This is a genomic window from Bifidobacterium sp. C0047B3, assembly GCF_056590535.1.
This window is the reverse complement of record NZ_JBWPWH010000001.1, coordinates 103,619-129,037: the sequence shown is the minus strand read 5'-3', so window position 1 is coordinate 129,037 and position 25,419 is coordinate 103,619. Positions and strand designations below refer to the sequence as shown.

General features: G+C 42.9%; 18 protein-coding genes and 2 tRNA genes. 2 read left to right on the top strand and 18 right to left on the bottom strand.

The features are described 5' to 3' along the window. Window positions 1–9 precede the first annotated feature (9 nt). From AC1EKT_RS00385 to AC1EKT_RS00330, 12 genes are all read right to left on the bottom strand, one after another. Window positions 10–1,023: a UDP-N-acetylmuramyl peptide synthase gene (locus AC1EKT_RS00385; protein WP_419399175.1), complete on the bottom strand. Its 1,014-nt coding sequence runs from the start codon at window positions 1,021–1,023 to the stop codon at window positions 10–12. Between the two features lie 42 nt (window positions 1,024–1,065). Then, a complete protein-coding gene (locus AC1EKT_RS00380) occupies window positions 1,066–2,907 on the bottom strand; it encodes a peptidoglycan D,D-transpeptidase FtsI family protein (protein ID WP_415687438.1) in 1,842 nt (613 codons plus the stop codon). Continuing rightward, window positions 2,907–3,533: a hypothetical protein gene (locus AC1EKT_RS00375; protein ID WP_004136828.1), complete on the bottom strand. Its 627-nt coding sequence runs from the start codon at window positions 3,531–3,533 to the stop codon at window positions 2,907–2,909. Before AC1EKT_RS00375 ends, AC1EKT_RS00380 begins: the two co-directional genes overlap by 1 nt. A 2-nt stretch (window positions 3,534–3,535) precedes the next feature. After that, a complete protein-coding gene (gene rsmH, locus AC1EKT_RS00370; protein WP_481615998.1) occupies window positions 3,536–4,561 on the bottom strand; it encodes a 16S rRNA (cytosine(1402)-N(4))-methyltransferase RsmH in 1,026 nt (341 codons plus the stop codon). 11 nt (window positions 4,562–4,572) lie between these two features. After that, complete coding sequence (mraZ, locus tag AC1EKT_RS00365; RefSeq protein WP_481615850.1) at window positions 4,573–5,385, bottom strand: division/cell wall cluster transcriptional repressor MraZ; 813 nt, start codon at window positions 5,383–5,385, stop codon at window positions 4,573–4,575. Window positions 5,386–5,770: 385 nt separating this feature from the next. Next, complete coding sequence (glnA, locus tag AC1EKT_RS00360; protein ID WP_481615849.1) at window positions 5,771–7,108, bottom strand: type I glutamate--ammonia ligase; 1,338 nt, start codon at window positions 7,106–7,108, stop codon at window positions 5,771–5,773. Between the two features lie 198 nt (window positions 7,109–7,306). Further along, window positions 7,307–8,011: a hypothetical protein gene (locus AC1EKT_RS00355; protein WP_481615848.1), complete on the bottom strand. Its 705-nt coding sequence runs from the start codon at window positions 8,009–8,011 to the stop codon at window positions 7,307–7,309. An 82-nt stretch (window positions 8,012–8,093) separates the two neighbouring features. Next, window positions 8,094–11,660, bottom strand: a complete 3,567-nt coding sequence (dnaE, locus tag AC1EKT_RS00350) for a DNA polymerase III subunit alpha (protein WP_481615847.1) — start codon at window positions 11,658–11,660, stop codon at window positions 8,094–8,096. Window positions 11,661–11,705: 45 nt separating this feature from the next. After that, window positions 11,706–12,644: an RluA family pseudouridine synthase gene (locus AC1EKT_RS00345; RefSeq protein WP_415683751.1), complete on the bottom strand. Its 939-nt coding sequence runs from the start codon at window positions 12,642–12,644 to the stop codon at window positions 11,706–11,708. Continuing rightward, window positions 12,637–13,131 (bottom strand): signal peptidase II, encoded by a 495-nt coding sequence (locus AC1EKT_RS00340; RefSeq protein ID WP_415689547.1) that lies wholly within the window; start codon window positions 13,129–13,131, stop codon window positions 12,637–12,639. The genes AC1EKT_RS00345 and AC1EKT_RS00340 overlap by 8 nt, the downstream gene beginning before the upstream one ends. A 97-nt stretch (window positions 13,132–13,228) precedes the next feature. Next, the gene (locus AC1EKT_RS00335; RefSeq protein WP_415689545.1) at window positions 13,229–14,557 is read right to left on the bottom strand and encodes a DivIVA domain-containing protein; all 1,329 of its coding nucleotides are present in this window, start codon (window positions 14,555–14,557) and stop codon (window positions 13,229–13,231) included. Between the two features lie 634 nt (window positions 14,558–15,191). Next, window positions 15,192–15,470 carry a YggT family protein gene (locus AC1EKT_RS00330; RefSeq protein WP_481615846.1) on the bottom strand — a complete coding sequence of 93 codons (279 nt, stop codon included), beginning with the start codon at window positions 15,468–15,470 and terminating at the stop codon, window positions 15,192–15,194. Between the two features lie 173 nt (window positions 15,471–15,643). On the opposite strand from AC1EKT_RS00330, the gene galE reads away from it, so the two are divergent. Then, window positions 15,644–16,654: a UDP-glucose 4-epimerase GalE gene (gene galE / locus AC1EKT_RS00325; RefSeq protein ID WP_004108540.1), complete on the top strand. Its 1,011-nt coding sequence runs from the start codon at window positions 15,644–15,646 to the stop codon at window positions 16,652–16,654. Between the two features lie 49 nt (window positions 16,655–16,703). Here galE and AC1EKT_RS00320 read toward each other — a convergent pair. The 6 genes from AC1EKT_RS00320 to nrdD all read right to left on the bottom strand — a co-directional run bounded on the left by AC1EKT_RS00320 (window position 16,704) and on the right by nrdD (window position 24,346). Beyond that, window positions 16,704–16,776, bottom strand: a tRNA-Phe gene (locus tag AC1EKT_RS00320). A gap of 43 nt (window positions 16,777–16,819) precedes the next feature. Next, window positions 16,820–16,893: transfer RNA gene (locus AC1EKT_RS00315), tRNA-Asp, on the bottom strand. Between the two features lie 102 nt (window positions 16,894–16,995). Continuing rightward, window positions 16,996–19,047 carry an ABC transporter ATP-binding protein gene (locus AC1EKT_RS00310; protein ID WP_481615845.1) on the bottom strand — a complete coding sequence of 684 codons (2,052 nt, stop codon included), beginning with the start codon at window positions 19,045–19,047 and terminating at the stop codon, window positions 16,996–16,998. Between the two features lie 2 nt (window positions 19,048–19,049). Beyond that, window positions 19,050–20,930, bottom strand: coding sequence for an ABC transporter ATP-binding protein (locus AC1EKT_RS00305; protein ID WP_481615844.1), 1,881 nt, complete (start codon window positions 20,928–20,930; stop codon window positions 19,050–19,052). Between the two features lie 70 nt (window positions 20,931–21,000). Continuing rightward, window positions 21,001–21,708: an anaerobic ribonucleoside-triphosphate reductase activating protein gene (gene nrdG / locus AC1EKT_RS00300; protein ID WP_481615843.1), complete on the bottom strand. Its 708-nt coding sequence runs from the start codon at window positions 21,706–21,708 to the stop codon at window positions 21,001–21,003. A gap of 220 nt (window positions 21,709–21,928) precedes the next feature. Continuing rightward, window positions 21,929–24,346, bottom strand: coding sequence for an anaerobic ribonucleoside-triphosphate reductase (nrdD, locus tag AC1EKT_RS00295; protein ID WP_481615842.1), 2,418 nt, complete (start codon window positions 24,344–24,346; stop codon window positions 21,929–21,931). Window positions 24,347–24,615: 269 nt separating this feature from the next. Here nrdD and AC1EKT_RS00290 point away from each other — a divergent pair, with 269 nt between their 5' ends. Beyond that, on the top strand, window positions 24,616–25,038 hold the full coding sequence (locus AC1EKT_RS00290; RefSeq protein ID WP_004107331.1) for a DUF3052 domain-containing protein: 423 nt from the start codon (window positions 24,616–24,618) through the stop codon (window positions 25,036–25,038). Window positions 25,039–25,419: the final 381 nt, after the last annotated feature.

Below are 25,419 nucleotides of genomic sequence, written 5' to 3'. Positions count from 1 at the left end.
CATCACTATTCAGTGCAATTCATGCGAAACTCGAAGCGCACTTTTAATAGTCCCACGACGAACACCAGCAGCTAACACCATTGCAATAGATAATGAAAGATGCCGCTGCACATCATTGCCACCAATTTGATCCGCTAATTCAGCTAATTCGTCAGACTCAGCCGATCTAGTAACACAATAAGCGTGCTCTCTTCCAGAAAAACCATAACGTTGACGCAGCGCATAAAAACTCATGCCGGTTGCATATGCCGGGTAAAGCGGTGAAGAAGATGTCTTTGCACTAACTTTCACATTTGATACCGCATCTTTAGATTCAGTCTCATCTTCAGATTCAGAATTAGATTTAGAATCAGATTCTGCTCCAGAATTGCTTTCATTCTGAGTTTGCTCAACGCCAAGAACATCAATACTAACGGATTGTAACGCGTTCTTAGCTAAAGTTGCAGAATTAAGTGCAATAACTACTGCAGCAGCACCATCTTCTGCACAAACTGACAGAGTATGCTGAACATCAGCAATATTTAACGGATATTCCAGCGAAAGTTCACGCTGCAAAGAAGACGAACCGGCGTCACTAATCACGCCAACAGGATTACCAAGCATGTGTAAAAAGTCTGCCAATCGCAAAACATTAGCATGAATTTCATCATCATCGTCACCTGCAACAGCAAAAGTTGCGATGCAAGAAGAAGGATCGAAATTAATATCGCAAGCAAGCTTTCCAAGAGCAACAGGATTAGCAGAAGATACAAGTAGCGGTATTCCTAAATCCACAGCTTCATTACGAAACTCCGGTGGAACTAGAGCAGCATACGCTCCAGCATCTCTAGCAGCCTCAAGTTGACGACGATCAACGTGGCCGAGCGGCACAAACAGGCAACCAGGATGCACTTGACGCACATCATGAGCAATAGAAGTAACAGTTACCTCAGATGCAAACGCTGGAACAACTTCAAAACCATAGTTTTTTGCAGCAAAACCTAAAGTAACTCTTACTCTTGAATATTCATCAACCACATTCATTGCACACCCTACTTAGTATTAAACAACATTGTAATGCGCTCATTACCAATTTACCGCAACAGGGTTCGTGCGTGCAGCAGAAGTTGGAACATCGTACTTTTGCATAAGGAATTCGCCGATTGTCTTGAACAATGGGCCTGAAGTCATACCACCGTAAACGCCTTGCGGATCTTTTAGCACAACGGTTACGATGAATCGAGGATTATCCGCCGGAATAGCACCAGACCAGTCGCTAATTGTGGAGCTAAGACGGCCATCAGGTCCCGCAACTTCTGCAGTACCACTCTTTGCAGCAACACGGTAACCATCAACACCTGCGAAACTGTGATAATGCTCACCTGAGTTTTCAAGAGCGTTCATCATTTGAGCTGCAACATTCTCATCAATAACTCGCGTTCCTTGAGCACGCCCAGCTTTAGTTACATGACCATTAGAATCAATAACAGACTTAATCAAAGTTTGACGCAGTTTCACGCCTTTATTCGCAATAGTTGCCATAGCATTAGTAAGCTGCAAAGCGTTCACAGCATAACCTTGGCCGAAGAGAACAGTATCTTTCTTACGACCATCCCAAGATTGCATGCTAGGAAGCAAACCGCGAGATTCACCCTGCAAATTCAATCCGGTATACTGACCAAGACCAAACTTATAAAGATATTCGTAGCGCTTATCTAACGGATACCTTTCGCCAGCCATAACCATACCAATGTTTGAAGATTCAGCAAGAATACCAGCCAAAGTCCAATGTTCAACACCATGATCAACAGCATCATGATATGTTTGACCATTCTTATTAATGCTGTTAGGAACCGCAAACTGATCGCTAAGCTTGTGAGCGCCGGTTTGCAACATACCAGCCATTGCAAAAGCCTTACCAATAGAACCTGGTTCAAAGGTTTGACTTACTGCACGAGACACGTTTACTTTGGATTGTGTGCTACCAGCTTTAATATCGTCAGTATCTTCCAAAGCAAGAATTTCGCCAGTTCGAACATCCTGAACTACTGCAACACCCCATGCTGCACGATATTGTTTCTTTCCGTCAAGAAGAACCTTCTTAACATACCAATCAACATCGCTATCAATCGTAAGCTTAATATCACTGCCGTTTACAGCAGGTTTAGATTCTGTTACAGTTCCTGGAATCTTCTCATTTCCAACATTATTACCTTGGTAACGCTGGTAGCCGTCTACACCGTTTAAGGTGGAGTCATGAGTTAGCTCAAGTCCAGAAACACCAACTTCGCCCTTGCGATTCTTTAAGTCTTTACGATTAACTTCATCTGCATTTGAAACTGCGCCAATTACAGAACCAAGAATTGGACCGCTAGAATACACGCGCTCACTACTATTTTCTGCATAAATGCATCCGGAAAGATTAAGATTGTCAATAGCGCGCTTAACTGCAGGAGTTACGTTACGCTTCAACAAAACGTAACGACCAACGCCAGCTAATTTTCCGCCAAGCTCTACAGAACTCATGTGAAGAATCGGAGCTAGCAAACGAGCAACCGCCACAGCGCCCGTGCCCTCTACCGGTTTACCATTTAGCATATGGCAATTATTTTCAGTCTGCTTAGTGCATGGCGTAGGCTTAAAAGCCTGAGCGTTAAGAGGGTCTCCAATAATATTGAATCTCTCAACGCTTTGTGCAAGAACAGCACCATTGGAATCCAAAATTTTGCCACGACGAGCAAGAATTGGGCGCACTCTACTGCGTTCTGCTTGAGCTGCCTGTGCAGTAGAACGTGCGTTAATTAGCTGAATATAGCTAAGCTTTACAACGGCACAAATGCCTATGAAAGCGAAAACTATAGCAATAACAGCGCATTTACGAACAAAGTTTTGTTCTTTGGCGAAACGTTGTTTAAAAATGTGGCGCATCAATGTTTCTCCTGTTTTGTTTGTTGTGACTGTTGTTTTTGTTGCTGTTCTTTAGTTTTGTTTTTAGGTTTATTTTTAGTTTTGTTTTTAGCTTTATCCTGCGTATTATTTTGCGAATTATTATTTTTTGGAACTTCTTTTTTGTTCTTTTGATTATGCTTTCGTTTAGCCGCATAATCACTTAAATCAATCGCAATAGAACCTTGCTGCGGTATCATCCCCATGCGTTGCGCTTTCGAAGGAAGCTCAGCATCCAAAGTATCGAGCTTTGCTTGCTTAGCCTCAACATCTTGACGCAAGCGTGAAATACGAGATTGCGTAGCAGTCTGCTCAAAAGAAAGCTCAGCCATTTGCGTACGAAGCATAAGCGAAGTAGACAAAGTCACAACCATGAAAATCACAATAATCATGAAATTTATGATTGGAACTTTGCGCGTATTACTCCAGTTCATAACTTTCTGCAAGCGATTAAGAACAACGGAAGTTTGACGCTTAGCAGCACCAAATACTGCTGTGGAGGAATTTCGCGAATAATCTTTACGAGTTGACGAATCCTTAACACGACCTGCAGGAGCGGAAGTAGAAGAAGCCGAACGCAATACGCGATTTTTAGTATTCAATACCATTTTTATCGGCCTCCTTTACGAGGCTCTAAGCCATAAGCTTCATCTTTAAGCCTATTAAGCCAACGATTAGGAATAGGACGACACAATTCAACAGCGCGCAAACGAACTGAGGAAGAGCGAGTATTATGCTCAATCTCCTCTTTAGATGCTTTCATTGCGCCTCTTGTAAGAGACTTAAAGAAAGGCTGAGCATCTTCAGGAATAACAGGCATATTCGCTGGAACGTCAACAGTTAAGCCCTTATTCATAAAGCGCTTAACAGTTGTGTCTTCCAAAGAATGGTAAGACTCAACTACAAGACGGCCATGTTCACGAAGATGCAAAGCAATCTTTGGAAGCGTGCGCTGAAGCTTATCTAACTCACCATTTACTTCAATACGCAAAGCCTGGAAAACGCGCTTAGCTGGATTTCCAGTAGCGCGATGAGCCTTAGGAATCACATCGTCAACTAAACGAACAAGCTGTAGGGAAGTTAAAAGAGGCTGGTCTTCGCGAGTTTCAACAATTCGACGCGCAATAAGAGACGCAAAACGCTCTTCGCCATACTCGCGGAAAATCTTAGTTAATTCGCGAGCATCATATGTTGCTAAAATCGTTGCCGCAGTAGTAGATTGCGTAGTATCCATACGCATATCAAGAGCAGTGTTGCAAGAGTAGGAGAAGCCGCGATCAGTTTCGTCAATTTGCAAACTTGAAAGACCCAAATCCATAAAAGCAGCATCAATACAATCAATGCCGTTTTCCCGTAGCACTTCATCAATCTCATCGAATGCTGCATGCGCAGGAATAAAACGATTCTCGAGACCTTCGCCGCGCATTCTTTGCGTTGCTAACGAAAGTGCTTCAGCATCACGATCAATACCAATAAGTGTTGCAAAAGGCGCAGCTTTAAGAAAAGCAGTCGCATGACCGGCAAGACCTAAAGTGCAATCTACTACTATTGCACCTTTGTGTTGCAAAGAAGGAGTAACTAAATCAACACAATCTTGCAACAATACCGGTGCGTGAATAGCTGTAATGTCTTTCATAGCATCAGTCATCACATCACCGCCGGAAGTACATCGTCAGCAATATCCGCATAACCTTGCTCGCGATCGGCAAGATACTCTTCCCAAGCAGACTTATTCCAAATCTCTGCACGCGTACCAACACCAATAACAACAATTTGATCGCCCAAATTGGCGTAATCCCTTAACATTGGCGGCACAACAATGCGTCCTTGCTTATCCGGCTCTTCATCAACAGCACCAGAAAGGAATACGCGAAGATAATCACGAGCTGATTTATTGCTCATAGATGTGCGCTGAATTTGCGTTGTCATACGCTGGAACTCAACCATAGGCAGCACGTAAACACAATGCTCCTGACCGCGAGCCATAACAAAACCAGTTCCGAGCTGAGAACGGAATTTTGCAGGAAGAGCAACACGACCTTTATCGTCAATTTTCGGAGTATAAGTGCCTAACAAAATAGGTGTTGCTGGATGAGTTGACACAGCTTCTTGATATTGAGAAGCATAAAAAGGTGCAACTGGCATAGCTGCAGCTTGTGCAGACGAATCAGCAGCGCCGGACGGAGTGGAGGTGAAAACCGGTGCTGGCATATATTGCTGCATTGCTGGCATAACAGTTGAAGGCATACCATAATACCCCTGAATCGACTGCTTAGATTGTACAGGTTGAACAGGCTGAACGTATTGTTGCTGAGGCACTTGTGAATCTTGCATTTGCAGTGGCATCTGCGATTGCTGAGAAACATTTGAATCAGCAACTTGTTGAGCCTGATTTATGGAATGCTCAGAGGAAGAATTGGCGCTATTGCGCGGTTGCTTATTAGCATCACGACGTGCCATACTCCACCTCCTTAATTCAACATGTACTATGCCATTTACACGTTGCTCACCATTTTACCCCATTCCTCCCCAAAAATCCCCACTTTTTTACAAAATTTTTGATTTTTTTGAAGCAAATCACCAATAAAAACGAAAGACACGCACGCAGCGCTCAAGCAGGTCGTTACTAACGCAGTAAGCGTACTGCGCAAATAACGATAAACCGTCAATATTCGTTACTAACGCAGTAAGCGTACTGCGCAAATAACGATAAACCGTCAATATTCGTTACTAACGCAGTAAGCAATCTGCAGCAGTGTCCCAAAACAGCAAACAAAAGACCCTCACGCATTACAGTTACTGCATGAGGGTCTCTAAGCGACAAAAAGCGCAAAAGTGATTATAGCTACAAACGCGGCAAATACTTCTCCAGCTCGAAAGGCGTAACCTGTCGGCGGTACTCTTCCCATTCCTGGTGCTTATTACGCAAGAAATACTCAAAAGCATGCTCGCCTAATACGCTTGCCACAAAGTCCGAGCGCTCCATAATCTTCAAAGCTTCATCCAAAGATTCAGGAAGTGGCTGAATACCCATTGCTTGACGCTCAGCATCAGTAAGCTCCCACACATCGTCGCTAGTTGGATCGCACAAAGTCATTTGCTTATCAATACCATCCAAGCCAGCAGCAAGAAGCACAGAGTAAGCAAGATACGGATTCGCTACAGGATCTAGCGCGCGGAATTCCATTCGGCAAGAATTACCTTTACCAGGCTTGTATTGCGGCACACGCAGAAGTGCAGAACGGTTGCTATGACCCCAGCAAACATAGCTAGGAGCTTCCGCACCACCCCACAAACGCTTATAAGAGTTCACATATTGATCAGTTACAGCGCAAATTTCTGAAGCATGATGCAAAATACCAGCCGCAAATTGACGCGCAATAAGCGACATATTAAATTCTTGACCAGCTTCATAGAAAGCGTTCATATCACCTTCAAACAAACTCAAATGAGTATGCATACCCGAGCCAGGCTGATCAGTTAAAGGCTTTGGCATAAAGCTTGCATACATTCCGCGCTCAAGAGAAATTTCCTTAACTACAGTGCGGAAAGTCATAATATTGTCCGCGGTAGTAAGAGCATCTGCATAACGCAAGTCAATTTCGTTTTGACCAGGACCGCCCTCATGATGCGAGTATTCTACAGAAATACCCATTTGTTCAAGCATACTAACTGCGCTACGACGGAAATCCATAGCCGAACTTCTAGGAACGTGGTCAAAATATCCACCCTCATCAATAGGAACAGGAGTTTTAGACCAATCATCCTGAGCTTCAAACAAATAAAACTCAATTTCCGGATGCACGTAGAAAGTAAATCCTTTTTCTTTCGCTTTTGCGAGCGCAGTCTTTAAAACATGACGAGGGTCTCCCAGTGAAGGCTCTCCGTCTGGAGTTAGCACATCGCAGAACATGCGCGCTGTGCCTTCCGGACCTCCATGCCATGGAAGAATCTGGAATGTCGACGGATCCGGCTTCACGATCATATCGTCTTCTAAGACGCGAGTCATGCCTTCTATTGCTGAGCCGTCGAATCCTATTCCCTCTTCAAAAGCTGCTTCTAATTCAGCAGGGGCAATAGCAACGGATTTAAGTGTACCTAAGACGTCCGTAAACCAGAGTCGAATAAAACGCACGTCTCGCTCTTCAACAGTACGCAGAGCAAACTCTTGTTGTCGATCCATAATAAGCCCCTTGGGTATCATCCGGTTGCATGCATAGCCACGAACATATGCATATTCACATGCAATTGTAGTGTATTATTTCGCATTACGCTTCATATGTTGAGCTTATATTCAATGAATTTACGTAATTGTAATGAAATTTCTACTTTCCGGCATAACTTCTTCAATTTAATATGACAATTAATTACTTAATTATTTTTACTTTCTTTTGCCATATTTTTGAAATAACTCGTACGCGTTTGCATCGCTTAAATCGTCACTATTGAAAATTTCTATATTTTGTTTCGCAATAGTTTCAACTGTTTCCATGCCAATAGCTAAATCTTCTACTGCACGCGACCACACAGCTAACGCCATAGGAGCAACTATTTCTTGCGGTTCGCAATTATATTCGTAAACTTTTGCATTTAATTTATCAGCTCTATTTGTAATGAGCATAACATCCATTCCACGGAAGAAATCAACAAATTTTTGCACAGCTTCTTCCGGCTCATTGCCGTCCAAATTTTTTAATACTGCAACAGCACCTTGTTCTTCATCGAAGCATTGTGCTGAAACGCTAGCCATTTTGCAAAAAGCAGCCAGCAACTGCGCAGGCTGCACATACGTAACCATTAACGCAACTTTTGCTTTATTTCCAAGCAGACCTTGCAAGTCTTCTTCAAAATTAGCTTCTTCAATATTGCGCATAGCTTGATCAAGAAAATCATTTTCTTGATTATCGTCGCTTTTTTGGTTATTTTCTAAATTTTCGCTATTTAAATTTTCTTGCGATTCTTCTTTAAATTCACGTTCAAATCCTGCGAGCGCATTATCTAATTCCGCATCAGTAAAAGAAGTGCGCACAGAATCGTCATTATTGTGCTTGTCGTCATTATTGTGCTCGTCACCGTTGTTTAACATATTCGTCGTTTCCTCCCCTTTCAATGTAATTTCTTAAAGCATACCTAGTTTTATATTTTATCAAATCAGTAGTGCATATTTTCTACGCGCTAGGCAAACAACTAGATCCAAAAACAATTTTCATTTCAGCAAACAAAGAAGTATCTCGCTTTACACGGAAACGATCTCCAAAAGTAAGAACTTGCGCCTTGCCAGTATCATCGACAAGAGCCAAGCGCACTTCACAGCAGCCTGGGTGTCGGCTCAAAATGTCACTTAATTGCGCAACATGACCTTTATCTAGAACTTTACGAGGAATAACAACTGTTAAAGGTCTTTCATCAACTGATTCGAGAGTTGGTATTTCAAACTCTGTAGCACGCATTGAAACAGTTTCATCACGCACTTCAACTTGTCCGCGAATGCGCACAACCTGGTCAATTGCGAGTTCTTGCGCTGAAGCTTCGTACACTTTGCCAAAGAACATGCATTGTATTGAACTTTCCATGTCTTCAACAGTGACAATCGCCCAAGCGTTACCTTTTCGAGACACTCGCCTATCTACGCTTGTAACTAGGCCTGCAATAGTTACTTGCTGACCGTCACTCATAGTTCTTGCTCTGTCGATCAGTTGAGCGATTGACATCTCACGTAAATCTGCCAAAACCGCAGACAATCCACTTAGTGGATGGTCAGAAACGTACAATCCAAGCATTTCTCGCTCAAAATTAAGCTTTGTCTTTTTATCCCACTCTTCAACATCAGGTACAGTAATTTGCATATCTCCCATACCATTGTCGTCATCCGAGTCAGAAGACGAATCAAAATCAGCAAATAAATCAAACTGACCTTCTGCCTGCTTACGCTTAAGCGCAATCACAGAATCAATCGCAGGATCACAAATTTGAAATAGAGCACGACGATTTGAATCAATAGAATCAAAAGCTCCAGCTTTAATAAGCGATTCTACTAGTCGGCGGTTTAGTGCGGTAATTGGCACGCGCTTTACAAAATCCATAAAGTTTACGAAACGTCCGCGCTCACCTTCGCGCTCAGCAATAATATCGTTTACTGCTTTGTCTCCAACGTTGCGAATAGCGCCCAAACCAAAGCGCACAACATCTCCAACTGCGGAATACTCAAGAACAGACTCGTTTACATCAGGCTGCAAAACTTGAATACCCATGCGCCTTGCCTCGCCCAAGTACAGTGCAGTTTTGTCTTTATTCGTGCGCTCGTTTTGTAGCAAAGCTGCCATAAATTCCACAGGATAATGCGTTTTTAAGTATGCCGTCCAGTAAGAAATCAAGCCGTAAGCTGCAGAGTGAGCTTTATTAAACGCGTAACCAGAGAACGGAACCAAAACATCCCACACAGCTTGTGCAGCTTCTTCAGAATATCCGTGAGCTTTCATACCTTCAAAGAATGGCACTTGCTCTTTTGCCAGAACTTCCGGCTTTTTCTTGCCCATTGCTCGACGCAAAACGTCTGCTTTACCAAGACTGTAGCCTGCTAAAATACGCGCTGCAGACTGCACCTGCTCCTGGTAAACAATCAAACCGTAAGTTTCGTCCAAAACTTCCTTTAACGGCTCAGCAACTTCTGGATGAATAGGGATAATATCTTGCAAACCGTTCTTGCGCTTAGCATAATTCGTGTGCGAATCCATATCCATAGGACCAGGCCTGTAAAGTGCAATCAAAGCCGAAATATCGTTGAAATTATCCGGTTTCAAAGTACGTAGAAGCGCACGCATACCGTCGGAATCAAGCTGGAAAACGCCTAAAGTGTCCCCCCTGGAAAGCAGTTGATAAGTAGCTTTATCGTCTAACGGAATTTTCGTATAATCAATCGGATCCTTCCCATTATTTTCGATATTTCGCAAAGTATCGCGAATAACAGTCAAGTTGGAAAGACCCAAAAAGTCCATTTTTACAAGACCGAGCGTTTCACAAGTGTGATACTCAAAAGTTGTTGTAATCGTTCCATCAGTGCGCTCTAAAAGCGGCGAAGTGTTTGTAATTGGCTCCGAGCCCATGATTGTTGCACAAGCGTGCACACCTGTTTGACGAATCAAACCTTCAATGCCCTTAGCTTCTTCGGTAATGCGATGAGTATCTGGATCCGTGTCGTACATTTCGCGGAACTCGCGCGCTTCAGCGTAACGCTTGTTTTTTTCGTCGAAAATGTCGTGCAAGCTCATATCTTTGCCGTTTTTAGCAGGAGGAAGAACTTTCGTAATTTTTTCGCCTACTGAAAACTCGTAGCCCATAATACGCGCAGAATCTTTAAGAGCTTGCTTCGTTTTAATAGTTCCGTAAATAACGCACTGAGCAACTTTATCTCTACCGTATTTTTCGCCCACGTATTCAAGAACTTTAGCTCGACCATCCGGGTCAAAATCAACATCAATATCAGGCAAGGATACGCGCTCCGGGTTTAAGAAGCGTTCAAAAATCAGACCATGTTTCATAGGATCAAGCTCAGTAATGCCCATTGCGTATGCAACCATAGCGCCTGCAGCAGAACCACGACCAGGACCTACCATTACACCATGCGCTTTAGCCCAATTAATATAATCTGCAACAACTAAAAAGTATCCGCAGAATTGCATTTGGCAAATCACGCCGCACTCGTAATCAGCCTGCTTTAAAACTTCCATTGGAATGTTGTTATTGTAACGACGCTCCAAACCTTCCTCAACTTTTTTAAGGAATAACGAAGTCTCATCCCAACCTTCCGGGCAGTCAAATTGCGGCATAAAAGCGCCATCTTCGCCGTCGTCGAACATGACATTGCAACGACGCGCAATCTCAAGCGTATTGTCGCAAGCTTCTGGAAACTCTTTAAAAAGCTCACGCATTTGCTCAGCGGACTTCAAATAGTATCCTGAACCGTCAAACTTAAAACGGTCAGGATCGTCCAAGCGCGAGCCGGAATTAATGCAAAGCATAGCATCTTGCGCTTCGCGATCTTCTTCATGAACGTAATGCAAATCGTTCGTTGCAAGAAGAGGAGCGTTAAGCTTTTTCGCAATTTCAAGCAAGTCTTTAGTTACGCGCGTTTCAATAGAAAGCCCGTGATTCATAAGCTCGATAAAGAAATTGTCACGCCCGAAAATATCTTGAAACTCACCAGCTGCTCGTAAAGCTTCTTTGAACTGACCTAAGCGAAGACGCGTCTGGATAATTCCAGAAGGGCATCCTGAAGACGCAATTACACCTTTTGAGTAGGTTGAAAGCACGTCTTTATCCATACGCGGGTAGCGCATAACTCTACCCTCAAGATTCGCCACAGACGAAGCTTTAAGAAGATTTGTTAAGCCGGTATCGTTTTGCGCCCACAAAGTCATATGCGTAATTAAACCGCCACCAGAAACGTCATCTGCACGCTGATCTTCCGTGCCCCAATGCACGCGACTTTTGTCTTGTCTTGCTGTTTCAGGAGTAACATACGCTTCTATGCCAATAATTGGCTTAATCCCAGCTTTTACAGCCGTACTCCACATTTCGTACGCGCCGTGCATGTTGCCATGATCCGTAATAGCTACAGCCGGCATGCCCAACTCTTTAGCACGATTAACTAAATCAGGGATTTTCGACGCACCGTCAAGAAGCGAATAGTGCGTGTGATTGTGCAAATGTACGAAGTTGGTTTCCGGCTGAGTCATAAAAGATATTCTATAAGCGAAAGTTGACTGAAAAATGCAAAAACGTTACTTTGATAATGCTCGCATAGCTTCTAACGCGTGTTGCAAATCAAGAGGATAATGCGACTTAACTGTCACTGATTTACCAGTGCGCGGATGCGTAAAAGTAAGTTCCATAGAATGCAACCATTGACGTTGCAACCCAAGTTTTTGAGCCAAAACTGGGTTCGCTCCATACATTGAATCCCCAACCAAAGGGTGACCAATAGAAGTAAAATGAACGCGTATTTGATGAGTGCGACCAGTTTCCAAATTAACGCTTACTAACGTTGCTTGACCAAAACGCTCAAGCACATCCCAGTGCGTAACAGCAGGCTTGCCGTCCGAAGTAATAGTAAAACGAAAATCAGATACTTTTGCACGACCAATAGGAGCCTCAATAGTAGCTTTATCTTGCGCTAAATCTCCTTGAACAAGCGCATGATACGTTTTTTTAACGATATGCTTTGCAAACTGATTTTTCATTGCTTCATAAGCAAAGTCTGTTTTGCAAACTAGCATTAATCCGCTTGTTCCAACGTCTAATCTGCTTACGATTCCTTTGCGCGATTCATCGCACAGCGTTGTTTTTATATCTATTCCAGCAGCTTCTAAGCATTCTGGAACTGTCGGCCCAGTCCATCCTTTTGCTGCGTGAGACGCCACTCCAACAGGCTTATCTATTACAACAACATCGTCATCGTTGTAAATAATTGGAATATTACATACAGAAGATTTATTATTTTGCTCTTCTTTTCGTTCTGCACTTTCTTTTTGATCGACAACAATCGTATCTCCATCTTGCAAAATGGAGGATTTTTGCGATTTTCTACCTAAGATTTTCGCTTGGTTACGCTCAATAAGAGATATCGCATTTGCACGCGAAACTCCCATTAGCTTTGATAAGCAAACGTCAAATCTGCAGCCGGAAAATTGGCTTGTAACTTTAAAGCAAATATCACTCATCGGCATGCTCTAAAAGAGGAATCCCAATCAAAATAAGGCATACAACTGCGATTCCTGCAAACATAAGCTCAATATCTGCAACGTTGCCAACAGACCAACCGTAGTTTATAAAATCTACGACTTTGCCATTCAAAAAACCTTGAGCATATTGAGCTCTATCAAGGAGATTTCCAAAAGCTCCAGCAAACGCTAGAGCAAACGCAATAGTCCAATACAAAGATTTTGTGTGCTTAACAGCAGCTATCATTGCACCACAAGCAGCACAAGCTAATACGCTAATAACCCATGTAAAAGAAGAACCTAAACCAAATGATGCTCCAGGATTTCGTACAAGAGTTAAAGAAAGCAAGTGCGGCACAAGCTCAATGTTTTTCCCGTCACTAAGCGTCGCCAAAGCCCAAAGTTTTGTTATGCGATCTAGCACAACACCAATAAAAACAATCAGTGCAAAAACGGCTACGCGAGTACGTAGCCGTTTCACACGCACATCTCTATGCGTCAATATTTATCCGATCTTTAGTAATTCAAATAGCATCGGTGCGGTGCGCAACATTTTTAAAATATCAGTCACGCACTGCTAAAAACTACTCTTGCTTATCAGATTCTTCACCCTGCTTGTTGCCTAATGCAGCATAGGTATTTTCATCAGAAACTTGAGCAACCAACTGACCAAGGAAATCAGTCAAGCGAGTACGATATTCAGTCTCAAATTGCTTGAGGCTCTGAATATTTCCTTCAATAACTTGAGTTTGCTTCTCAAGATTCTCACGTACCTGACGAGCATATGCATCAGCAGCTGTACGAGTTGTAGAATCATAGTCTGCAGCACGATGCTGTACTTCAGCTTCATACTGGTCAGCTTGATCGTGCGTCTGCTTAGAGTAATCATCAGCAGCTTGACGAACCTTACCAGAGTAAGCGTCAGCCTCATTGTGAGCACGAGCAGCATAAGAATCAGCATCGCCGCGAGTACGAGTAGAGTAATCGTCAGCATCAGCATGAGTCTGCTTGCTGTATTCTTCAGCTTCAGAACGAGTGCGTGCAGAATATTCATCTGCCTTAGCAACAGTTTCGTTATAACGAGCTTGGCTTTCTTCAACAATTTGTTGAGCCTTAGCCTTGCCCTTATCTACATATTGATCATGCAATTGCATAGCAAGAGTCAACATTGCAGTTGCACGCTCTGGCTCAGAACCTTGTGCTTCTGCACCAGCACCAGCAATCTTTTGCAAGCTACCAGTTTCAGTATTTGGCTCCATCTTAGCAACCTGCTTTCGAAGCTGCTCTTCACGCTGACGGGACTCTTCCAACTGCTTGGAAAGTTCCTCAACCTTAGTGTTTTCTTGCTGAGTGACAACAAGCTGCTGGCGAACAGTTTCAAGCTCGCGACCCAAGTTTTCACTGCTTGCACGGAAGTCGTCACGCTCACGAGTAACAGTTTCAAGCTCTTTTTGAACCTGCTTAGCATTGTCTGCTTGAGCAGTTTGAGCAGTTAACTGATCTACCTGCGCACCCAAACCATCTAACTGTTCCTTCAACTGCTGGTTTTGAGCAGTCAAAGCACGATTACTTTCTTCAGCTTCACGCAACTTAGTTGCAGTAGCTTCAAGTTGAGAAGCAGCTTCATTTGATTCGCCCTGCTTCTTAGAAGCATTACGCAATGCCTCATTTTCTTTAGTTAAGGATTCTACCTTAGAAGTTAACTCAGCAATCTTCGTATTCAAACCCGCAACATCACGGCCAAGAGATTGCGTGGAAGCTCCTAGGCCCTGCACTGCCTGCTGACCGAGTGCTTCTATTGTTTCTGTAACCTGATCGAGAAACTCGTCGACCTCGTCAACGTCATAACCTCCCTTAAAACGTACAATTTGGAAGGTATGCTCTCGAATGTCCTTAGGCGTCAACAGAGTCATATGCTTTACACCTCGCTTTTTGGGCATAGCCCTTTGATATATATCTATTCGATGCTATCACGTCCGCAGAAAATTAGTGCGGTTAATACAAAAATTTATGTAACAAAACGCCGCTTTTATAAAAATTACGCTCTTAAAACCATAAACTCATCTATTGGTTTATTTTACAATTTTTTAACGTGGCGCGAGTTTTGGCTGGTGTTTGGCTGGCGGATTTCTGAAGTGTCTGTGTGAGATAGGAATTACTTGTCTCGCAGCGCTCCGCTCTTATACCTTACTTAGACTTAGCGGTTGCGTAGTTAAGTTTAGTTTTTTACTTACTTTCTTTCAAAAATAGTATTCGTCAATAAGATTATTACTATCGTTCCGCTTTTATATTGCTCGACCAAGCAATTCCTATCTCCCACTACTAATAAAGCCGCTAGTGTTCTGTTGTACGGTAGGTGCGTCTGATGTAGTGTGTGCAACAGCACGGACGCTAGTGTTCTCTATGCAATAAGTACTCAGAGTCTGCAGAGCGCAACTGCAAAACTTCATAAGCATGCAGACATTCAATCTGTGCGAAAAATCTCAAATCTCTACCACACTGATATCCACACGACTGAATAACGACATAATTAAGCTGTAATATAACTTATAACCAAATTTGAAAAACGTATAAAGCAAAATATAAAAGCATATAACTTACGTCAATACTGATATTTCCGCAACGAGTTGGCGGAATAAACTTACGCAATACTCGTAATGGCGGCTCTGTTATGAAATAAATAATCCGTATTAGAAAATTAAAAACACCTCTAGGCCGCATACGAGGAATAAGCACAAATAACCAATCTGCAACCATTCGAATAATCATTATTATCAAATAAGCGCGTATAATCACACGTAATATAGATAACGCAACAAATATCATTCGAACATCACCTTACAAAATAATACAACTAACACATTCAAGTTAAGCATACGCTGCAGAATCAAAATGCGAGAATAACAGATGTTATGCAACAGATGCATATCATTAAACTTCAGTTTTACGAGATATAATCTCACTGATTGTATTGATATTATTCAAAAGGAAGGTCGACAATGACTGTTCTTGTTACAGGTGGATGCGGATACATTGGAGCACACGTAGTGCACGCCTTACATGAAACAAAGCAAAATGTCGTCGTCGTTGACGATTTAAGCTACGGAAAGCCTACAAGAATTGAAGGCGCACGTCTTTATGGTATGGATATCTCTTCTCCTGATGCAGGAAAGCGACTTGCGCAAATTATGAAAGATGAGCATGTTGATGCTGTAATTCACTTTGCTGCTAGAAAGCAAGTTGGAGAGTCCGTAGAAAAGCCACTTTGGTATTATCAACAGAATATTAACGGCATGCTTAATGTGCTTGAAGGCATGAAAGATAGCGGAGTTAAGAAGCTCGTATTTTCTTCTTCTGCAGCAACTTATGGCGTTCCTCCTGTTGAAGTTGTACCAGAAGATGTTGTGCCAATGTTGCCAATTAACCCTTATGGTCAAACCAAGCTTTTTGGCGAATGGATGGCACGCGCTTGCGAGCACACATACGGAATTCGCTTCTGCGCACTGCGTTACTTCAACGTAGCTGGATGCGGTCCGGTGGAATTGGAAGATCCTGCGATTTTGAACTTAATTCCTATGCTTCTTGACAGACTACAGCGAGGAAAAGCACCTGCTATTTTTGGCGACGACTACCCTACTGCTGATGGCACTTGCATTCGCGACTATATTCACGTTTCTGATTTAGCAGACGCGCATATTGCAGCACTTACGTATTTGGATCGCGACGAACGCAAGTATGACGCTTTTAACGTAGGAACTGGTAAGGGTACGTCTGTGCGCGAAATTGTTGACGAAGTGCGCAGAGTTACCGGTTTGCCATTTAAAGAAACTGTTCTTGATCGCAGAGCTGGAGATCCTCCACAGCTTATTGGCAGCACGAAGCGAATTAACGAAGAAATGGGTTGGCATGCTCGCTACGACGTGAAGGACATCGTAGAATCTGCTTGGGCAGCTTGGCAGGCAAACCCTGAACATCATATTGATGTTGATTCGTGGAAGCAACTTGACTAGCGAATAAAACAAAACGCGCGGCACAAATCGTGTCGCGCGTTTTTTGTTGTGGCTCCGAGCGGGATCGATCCGCTGACCTAACGATTTTCAGTCGTTCGCTCTACCAACTGAGCTACAGAGCCATGACGAATAAAAAACCCGGCGAACCGGGTATTCTATTAATCGCGACCCCGGCCGGACTTGAACCGGTGACCTCCGCCGTGACAGGGCGGCGCTCTAACCAACTGAGCTACGGGGCCGTGGCTTTGTTCTCTCGAACAGCCGAGTCACTATCTTACAGAATCCTTAGCAAAATGCAAGTGCCGCGCGTGTTCGGCGTGTTGCGGCACAAAATCAAGCTATTATTCAAGCTCAACAGCTCCAGTGCAAAGCTGATAATACTCCCCACGTTTTGCCAATAATTCCTCATGCGAACCGCGTTCAATAATGCGACCGTGATCCAACACCATAATCACATCAGAATTGCGCACTGTAGAGAGTCTGTGAGCGATTACAAATACAGTGCGCCCTTCCATCAAAGAATCCATTCCATGCTGAACCAATTCTTCAGTATGCGTGTCAATCGATGAAGTTGCTTCATCGAGAATTAGCACAGGCGGATTTTCCGCTGCAGCACGAGCAATAGAAATAAGCTGTTTCTGGCCTTGAGAAAGCCCTTCACCGCCATTGTTAAGCTGCGTATTGTATCCGTCAGGAAGATTAGAAATAAACGCGTCAGCATGAGCTAATTTTGCAGCTTGAATACAATCTTCGTCGCTAGCATCAAGATTTCCATAACGAATATTGTCCATTATTGTGCCAGTAAATAAATTCACATCTTGCAAAACAGTGCCAATAGCGTGACGCAAATCCGTTTTGCAAATATCGCGCACGTCAATGCCATCATACAAAATTTGCCCATCATCGATGTCGTAAAAACGCGTAAGAAGGTTAGCAATAGTAGTTTTTCCAGCACCTGTAGCTCCAACAAGGGCAACTTTTTGACCAGGCTTTGCAAACCACGTAATATCGTGTAAAACTGGATGATCCTCTTTGTAACCAAACACAACATCCGTAAAGCGAACGTCACCTCGAAGCAAAGTATAGCGGCCATCTTTAGAAGTGCGAGCATCTCGCTTTGCATGGCACACAATCTCTTGAGCCATTTCGCTTAAGTTTTGAGCGCGCTTATTAGCTTTAGTGCCATTATCTTGCTTTGACCTTTTCCAAGCCCAATAAATATTGTTTCCTTCAGATTTTTCGTCTACTTCTTCAAGCACATCAAATGCTGATTTTTCTTCAAGATCTTCAGCAGACTGAAGTACACGCACTTTAACTAATTGCACACTGCCAGAATCAAGTTCTGGCTTTTCATCAAGTAACTCAAAAATACGAGAAGCTCCTGCAAGAGCCATCATAAGTGCATTAGCTTGCATTGTAATTTCGCCAATAGGATTAATAAATGCGCGCGAAAGTGCCAGCAAAGATATAAGCGTACCCAATGTAAGAGTACTAGATCCAGCTAATCCCAGCGTTGGTAGACCAGCTGAAGCAGCCCACGCACCGAGTAAAGCAATTAATACATAAAGCAAATAGCTTGCATTACTAATAACAGGCATTACGTTATTTGCATAAGAATTCGCACTTGCAGAAATTTTTTGCACTTTTTCTATGCAATTATCTAATTTTTCAATAGAATCTGCTTCATGATTAAAAATTTTAATTACTTTGCTGCCAGTTGCAGATTCTTCAATAAACTCATTTAACTCGCCTAATGCATGCTGGAATTGCTCAAATAAACTGCCAGATTTCTTTAGCATAAAACGCACTAAATAAAGCAATATTGCAGTAAATATAGCTACAAAAACTGCAACCGGAATAGATAGGCACATAATAGATATAAACGCTGCCAAAATTGACATTAGTGCAGAAAAAGAGTCCGGAAAAGCCCACGAAATTGCGCTACGAAGAACCTCAGTATCGTTTGTATAACGGCTCATAATATCGCCGTAACCTTGAGAATCTAAGTAACGCAATGAAAGCTTCTGCTGATGCTTAAACATCGAGTCTCGCAAATCACGCATAACACTTTCGGATATATTCGCAACAAGCCTGCTCCAAAGCCAAGAACAAAACACGCCGACAGCGTAAACACTTGCCATCAGAATAATCATGCGAACAAGAGGCATCCAATCCTGATTATGTTTACCGACAAGCGGAAGAATATACGAGTCAACAAGAGATTGCAAAAACACTGCGCTTGCAGCTTGCACAATTGCGCTAACTATTATTGATGCAATAATTACGCAAATTTTAACTCGATACACAAGCACATAAGAGGCAAGTCTGCTAAGAGTTTTCCAACTAATAGCTGAATCTTTTTTAGAAGAGTGAGCAGTTTTATTATTAGACATTTTCACTTAGCTCCTTCTTCTTTAGTTGCGCTAGTTATGCGACTTTTTTCTTGAGAAACCGCCATATTTCTGTAAATTTCACAAGATTTAAATAATTCATCATGCGAACCTTTAGCAACAACACGACCATCGTTAAGAACAACAATAATATCTGCATGTTCGATTGAAGATATGCGCTGAGCAACGATAATTTGCGTAGAATCAGGCATGAACTTTTTCAAGCCATCGCGAATTTTACTATCCGTTTTCATATCAACCGCACTCATCGAGTCGTCGAGGATTAAAATTTTCGGCTTCCTCAAAAGTGCGCGCGCAATGCACAAACGCTGTCGCTGACCGCCGGAAACATTCTTACCACCCTGGTCAATATGCGTATTGTAGCCGTCTGGTAAATCTTTAATAAACTCATCAGCACAAGCAATTTCGCAAGCTTGACGCAAGTCATCATCGCTTGCTTCCGCTCTACCCCAGCGAAGATTTTCTGCAATTGTGCCACTAAACAAAATATTTTTTTGTAGAACAAAACCAACTTCTTCACGCAAACTAGAAGAATCATAATCGCGAATATCTTTTCCGCCTACAAAAAGAGTGCCAGAAGTTACGTCATAAAGTCTTGCAATTAATTGCACTAAACTTGATTTTCCAGATCCCGTCGCGCCAACGACACCAACAGTTGCTCCAGAAGGAATAGATATATTTATATCGTGTAAAATTTCCTGTTCTGCTGGAGTGGATTCATCTGTATTATCTGATTGAGGATAGCGTAACGAAACATTTTCAAAACGCACAGAAGCGTCAGAAAGCTTTGTAAGCGGCTTTTTGGAAACAACTTCAGTATTTCGAGATTGCAAAACATGTGAAATACGATGCATCGAAGCTCGAGCTGTTAACGACATTACAAAAACTGCAACTAAATTCGCTAAAGCAAACAAAATTTGCAAAGCATACACAACTAGAGCAGCAAGATTTCCTGTTGTTAAACCAAAAACAGGATTATTTCCAGAAGCCACAATTTCGTGCGAAGCCAACCACGCAATAAGCAGCATGCCAGAATAAAAACATAAGTTAAACAAAGGAATACTGCAATTTAACACATACTCAGCTTTAATAAAATAATCATAGATTTTATGCGAAATACGCGTAAAACGACTTATTTCATAATCAGAACGCACATAAGACTTTACGACGCGAATATTATGTAAATTCTCGCCAACTCGATTATTCATCTCGTCAATCATTCGATAAATTCGAGAAAATGCTGGAGCAACTATACTCGCACCAAAAGCGCCAATTGCACCAACAATAGGCACGAATGAAAGAAAAACCCACGAGATAGCAGGGCTAATTGAAAAAGTAAACCACCAAGCAGTGATGATAATCATAACGCTGCGAACACCAGAGCGAATAATCATTTGATAAGCAAATTGCACATTTGACACATCGCTAGTCATACGCGTAACAACAGTGCCGCTAGAAAACTTATCTAAATCAGAAAAACTTAAACTTTGCAAGCGTGAAAACATGTTGTGGCGCAAATTTTTACCAAAACCAGCACTAGAATGAGCGCAACAAATACCAGAAATAACGCCTGCAATCATTGCAATTGCAGCAAAAATGAGCAATTGCAAACCATAATATTGTACAGCTTCTTGAGAACGTGACATAATGCCAAAATCAATAAGATTTGACATTACTGTAGGGATCTCAATTTGCATAGCAGCTTCAACGAGAATAGTAACAGCCGTTAAAACGCCGAGAAAACGGTACTTTTTTAAAGAACTTAGTATTGTTCGAAGTGCTCGAGGGGAATAGGCATAGTCTTTTTTATGAGAATCTTTTTTTGATTCATCAAACTTACTTGGCTTCTCAGACTTCTCTGCCATTCTTCCCCTACTCTAAATTAAATACTTATTCTTTAATGATATCACCTTTGAATATAAGGCAGGCAGGGGTTTATGAGGCATCGCCTTCGCCTGAGGCGCGGTCTTTGCCGTAAATCGACGGAATAAAACGCTCCTGATCGTGAAGCTTTTCCCAAATTACAGGAGGATTTTGCGGATTTTCCAGAGACTTTGGAACGTCAATAATTCGCTGATTACTAGAGCCGCGGAATTGCAAAAGTGAATCGTGCAAATCTTTCATATAACGGCCGTCAACAAGAATATCAATATAACGCAGAAGCTCAAGCTTATCAGGCGTCTCCCCTGGGCGCATAAGTTCTTCCCAAGTGTATCCAGTCCAACTCCAAATATCTTTTGTATTGCCAAACTCTTTTCTAATACGCTTGCAAAGAGGCAGCAAAATGCCCGTATTAAGCAAAGGCTCGCCGCCAAGCAAAGTCAATCCTTGCACATAAGGCTGCGCCAAATCTTCCATAATTTGATCTTCAAGCTTTTGAGTATAAGGATGCCCAGCGCGAAAATCCCAAATCGACTCGTTATAGCACTCAACGCAATGGAACGGGCAACCAGAAACGTAAAGCGAGCAGCGAATTCCCTCGCCGTCAGTCATCAAAAAACGCTTGTAATCGGCAACCATGCCCTGACTCATGCGCTCACTAGACCACTGTCCTGCGCGAGGGTTATTTGAAAGAGAGGTAGGAATCCACGGTCCACGATTCACATCTGCAGGCGCAAAATCGTGCAAACTAATGCGAGCCATATCCAACCCCCTTCCAAACCGAATAAGCAACTAAAAAATAAACGACCAAATTTGCGAAAATAAAATAAATCCAGCCGTTAGAAAGTGCAATCACAAAACGCAATACATTTCTAACGGCCAGATTATCACCAAACAACAAACACAAGAAAAGCTATTTATTTAGCTAAATTATCTAGTCATACTTATTTTACTAAGTTTCAACATAGTAAATTAGCTAAGTTTATTTTGTTTCCTCATACCATTCGCGAGACTCACCGTTGTTAAGAGTCACATGGCCAGTTTCGCCAGACATGTGCTTTACGCGGTGAGCGATTTCCTCGTGACGTCCGTGAACCATTGGGCGCTGAACAGGATTGCCCAAGTAGCCGCAAGTACGCTTCGTAACATTGCACTTATCTGGGTCGCTGTTTCCGCACTCAGGGCAGCGGAAGCCTTCTTTAGTCGGCTCAAAATCGCCCTGGAAACCGCAAACGAAGCAGTGATCGATTGGCGTATTAGTGCCTAAGTAGCCGATGCCAATCTTATAAGCATAATCCCAAACAGCTTCCAAAGCCTTAGGATTCGCTTGCAAGCATGGGAACTCGCAGTAATTAATAAAGCCGCCGGAAGCAAGATACGGGAAGTCAACCTCGTAGCGAAGCTTCTCCATAGGAGTTGGCTGCAACCAAACCGGGTAATGGAAGGAATTAGTGTAGAAGTCGTGATCGGTAACGCCTTCAATGCGGCCGAACTTCTGACGATCCATGCGGTTAAAGCGGTCAGTCAAAGACTCGGCAGGAGTTGAGTAAACAGAATAATGGTAGCCTTCAGCCTTTGACCACTGCTGGCAAAGCTTATTCATGCGACGAACCAAAGAAAGCGCAAACTCCTTGCCTTCCTCATTCCAGCTATGATCTTGCATCCAATCCTTGCCGAAGAACACTGCAGTAGTCTCATACAAGCCAATGTAGCCAAGAGAAACGGTTGCTCGCTCATTACGGAACAACTGATCGACACTCTCGTTAGCTTCCAAACGACCAAAAGCACCGTAACGGAACAGTGTTGGAGCGTTCACAGGAGTTGCCTGCTTGCAACGCATAATGCGGAATCGCAGAGCCTGGTGAGCAACTTCCATACGCTCGTCAAAAAGCTTCCAGAAGCGAGTCACATCGCCGTGAGATTCAAGAGCAATACGCGGCATGTTAACAGTTACAACGCCAAGATTCATACGGCCATCTTCAACATCCTTACCAGTCTTTGGATCAATCCAACCCTGGAGGAATGAGCGGCAACCCATAGGAGCCTTGAAGGAGCCGGTAATCTTAACAATATTCTCGTAGAAAACGACGTCTGGATACATGCGCTTAGTAGAGCACTCGAGAGCAAGCTGCTTCAAATCGTAGTTCGGGTCGCCAGCGTCTGCGTTAACACCGTGCTTAATAGTAAATACAAGCTTAGGGAAGATTGCAGTGTGGCGATCTTTGCCGAGGCCACGAATGCGGTTAAGCAAAATAGCTCGCTGAATTTCGCGAGCAAACCAAGAAGTACCCAAGCCAAAACCAACAGTTACGAACGGAGTCTGGCCGTTAGAAACGCGGTTGGAATTAATTTGATATTCCATCGTTTGCATAGCGTCGTAAATAGCTTTACGCGTCATAATCTTTGCGTAAACTTCACGAAGCTGATCAAGCTCGCTCAAGTTTTCATCAAAAGGAGTATCAGCAGGAAGTGGATCCCTGTCCAAGCAGTGCAGATTCTTAGGCTCCTGAGCCTTCAAGCCGTCAATCATATCTTTTGCGACTTGAATTGGCGTGGAATCAGGAATCATTGCGTGAGCCATAGCAAGATTCTTGTCGTAATCGCACTTAGCGTAAGGCTCAAGCATCTCGTCAGCACGATTAACAGTCTGACCGCCGTACTGAGCACCCGCAATATCCTTAATAATTTGCGTAACCTGAGTTGCAGCAGTACCAATAGACTTTGGGCTATCCATCATTGCGTTACCAAGAGCAAATCCCTTAGCAAGCATGTCTCCAAAATCAGGAAGCGAGCAGTTGCTCATGCAAGTAAATGGTGAATAATCAGCGTCGTGGAAGTGAATATCACCCTTCATATGAGCGTTAGAAACTGCGTGAGGAAGCATAGAGAACGCAGAAGCCTTAGAAACAGCGCCTGCAAGAAGATCGCGCTGAGTTGCGTAAACATTAGAATCCTTATTTGCGTTTTCGCGAACAAGAGACTCATCACGGTTCACAAGGCGGTTCACAGCCTCGTTGATATCGGTAGCCTTAGCGCGATCGATATCTCGGTTCAAGCGGTAACTCGTGTAGCAACGAGCAACCTCATAAAGGTGATTTTCAATAAGACCATGCTCAACAAGAGTCTGAATATCTTCAATCTTTGCTGGACCATTGTAACGATCTTGAATTTCAGCCTCAATATGATCAGAAATATTACGAATCAACTGCTCTTCTTGCGGACCGACTTCCTTGCCCAAATCCTTAAAAGCAGCCTTAATTGCCATAATGATATTCAGCGGATCAAAATCAACTACGCGACCATCGCGCTTTTCGACCTGCACGCGAGAAACTGGAGATTCAACTACATCATCCGTACAATTTTCTGCGCTTGTGACAGCAGTTTCTTCCAAAACCTGCATCGGTACAGACCTTTCTCAAACACCGTTCCTTCTAGCAAATTCTCTCGTTGCGAATATGGGAACTATTTCTAACAACTCGCTCTACTATAACCCAACTCATGCACAATATCTAGGGCAAGACGCAAAGATAACCACCTACATATAGTGATTTTTGTCACAATCGCGATTTTTGAGGCGTGTCCTGGTGTGTCGTAATTGATAAACGATAAATTACTTAATACACGCCGTTGTAGGCGCGCACTTCGTGACGCTTTGATATATTGAATCACGTGGAACAGATAGCTTTTCAGCATGCACAGGAATTCGGATTCCAACCAGGAGACATTGTGCAACAATGGCTCTGGGATGACGATGTTGACGAAACAATTTGCGAAAGCATCGAGAAACTTACCGGCGAAGAGTTGGTAGATGAGGATTACGACGCTGCTGTTGATGGTGTGATTATTTGGTGGCGCGACGGCGACGATGAAGATGAGCTCGCAGATACCATTATGGATGCCACAAATATGCTTGACGATGACGCGCCTATGTGGGTTCTTACTCCAAAACCAGGTCGCGAAGGTTCCCCAAGTTCTAGTACAGTTCAATCTGCAGCAAAAACAGCTGGCATGAACGCAGCCACTCCGTTAACAGTAAGCGCTGACTGGAATGGTGTGCAATTGCGCGCATTTGGTAAAGGTCAATCCAAGTAGTATTTGCTAGTTGTATATTTGCTAGTTGACGTAACTATCTTAACCGACTGTTGACTTGCGTAACTGCCTGTTTAGCTGCCTGTTTGCTTTTAATTGCTAGCTTGCTTATTGCTAAGTCGCTTATTGCTAAGTCGCTTATTGCTAAGTCGCTTATTGCTTGCTTATTGCTTGCTTATTGCTAAGTCCTTATTGCTTGCTAACTCGCTACTTACTTCTGTAGTATTGCGCTGTTTTTGTCGAAAATACCAAACCAACCGATACTTTCGACAAAATACGGGGCAATTCTGTCGAAAACACCAAACCATTTGGTGAAATCGACAAAACACACAAAAATATCGCAAATAAAAGCGCGCGGAGAGAGAAATATACCAGCCTCGCAAT

Bases quoted from the DNA above. Each gene is read 5' to 3' on its own strand.
- AC1EKT_RS00380 (WP_415687438.1), bottom strand. From the start codon at position 2,907: ATGCGCCACATTTTTAAACAACGTTTCGCCAAAGAACAAAACTTTGTT.
- AC1EKT_RS00355 (WP_481615848.1), bottom strand. From the start codon at position 8,011: ATGTTAAACAACGGTGACGAGCACAATAATGACGACAAGCACAATAAT.
- galE (WP_004108540.1), top strand. From the start codon at position 15,644: ATGACTGTTCTTGTTACAGGTGGATGCGGATACATTGGAGCACACGTA.
- AC1EKT_RS00335 (WP_415689545.1), bottom strand. From the start codon at position 14,557: ATGACTCTGTTGACGCCTAAGGACATTCGAGAGCATACCTTCCAAATT.
- dnaE (WP_481615847.1), bottom strand. From the start codon at position 11,660: ATGACTCAGCCGGAAACCAACTTCGTACATTTGCACAATCACACGCAC.
- rsmH (WP_481615998.1), bottom strand. From the start codon at position 4,561: ATGAAAGACATTACAGCTATTCACGCACCGGTATTGTTGCAAGATTGT.
- AC1EKT_RS00310 (WP_481615845.1), bottom strand. From the start codon at position 19,047: ATGTCTAATAATAAAACTGCTCACTCTTCTAAAAAAGATTCAGCTATT.
- nrdD (WP_481615842.1), bottom strand. From the start codon at position 24,346: ATGCAGGTTTTGGAAGAAACTGCTGTCACAAGCGCAGAAAATTGTACG.
- mraZ (WP_481615850.1), bottom strand. From the start codon at position 5,385: ATGGCACGTCGTGATGCTAATAAGCAACCGCGCAATAGCGCCAATTCT.
- AC1EKT_RS00345 (WP_415683751.1), bottom strand. From the start codon at position 12,644: ATGAGTGATATTTGCTTTAAAGTTACAAGCCAATTTTCCGGCTGCAGA.
- AC1EKT_RS00375 (WP_004136828.1), bottom strand. From the start codon at position 3,533: ATGGTATTGAATACTAAAAATCGCGTATTGCGTTCGGCTTCTTCTACT.
- AC1EKT_RS00385 (WP_419399175.1), bottom strand. From the start codon at position 1,023: ATGAATGTGGTTGATGAATATTCAAGAGTAAGAGTTACTTTAGGTTTT.
- AC1EKT_RS00305 (WP_481615844.1), bottom strand. From the start codon at position 20,930: ATGGCAGAGAAGTCTGAGAAGCCAAGTAAGTTTGATGAATCAAAAAAA.
- AC1EKT_RS00330 (WP_481615846.1), bottom strand. From the start codon at position 15,470: ATGATATTTGTTGCGTTATCTATATTACGTGTGATTATACGCGCTTAT.
- nrdG (WP_481615843.1), bottom strand. From the start codon at position 21,708: ATGGCTCGCATTAGTTTGCACGATTTTGCGCCTGCAGATGTGAATCGT.
- glnA (WP_481615849.1), bottom strand. From the start codon at position 7,108: ATGGATCGACAACAAGAGTTTGCTCTGCGTACTGTTGAAGAGCGAGAC.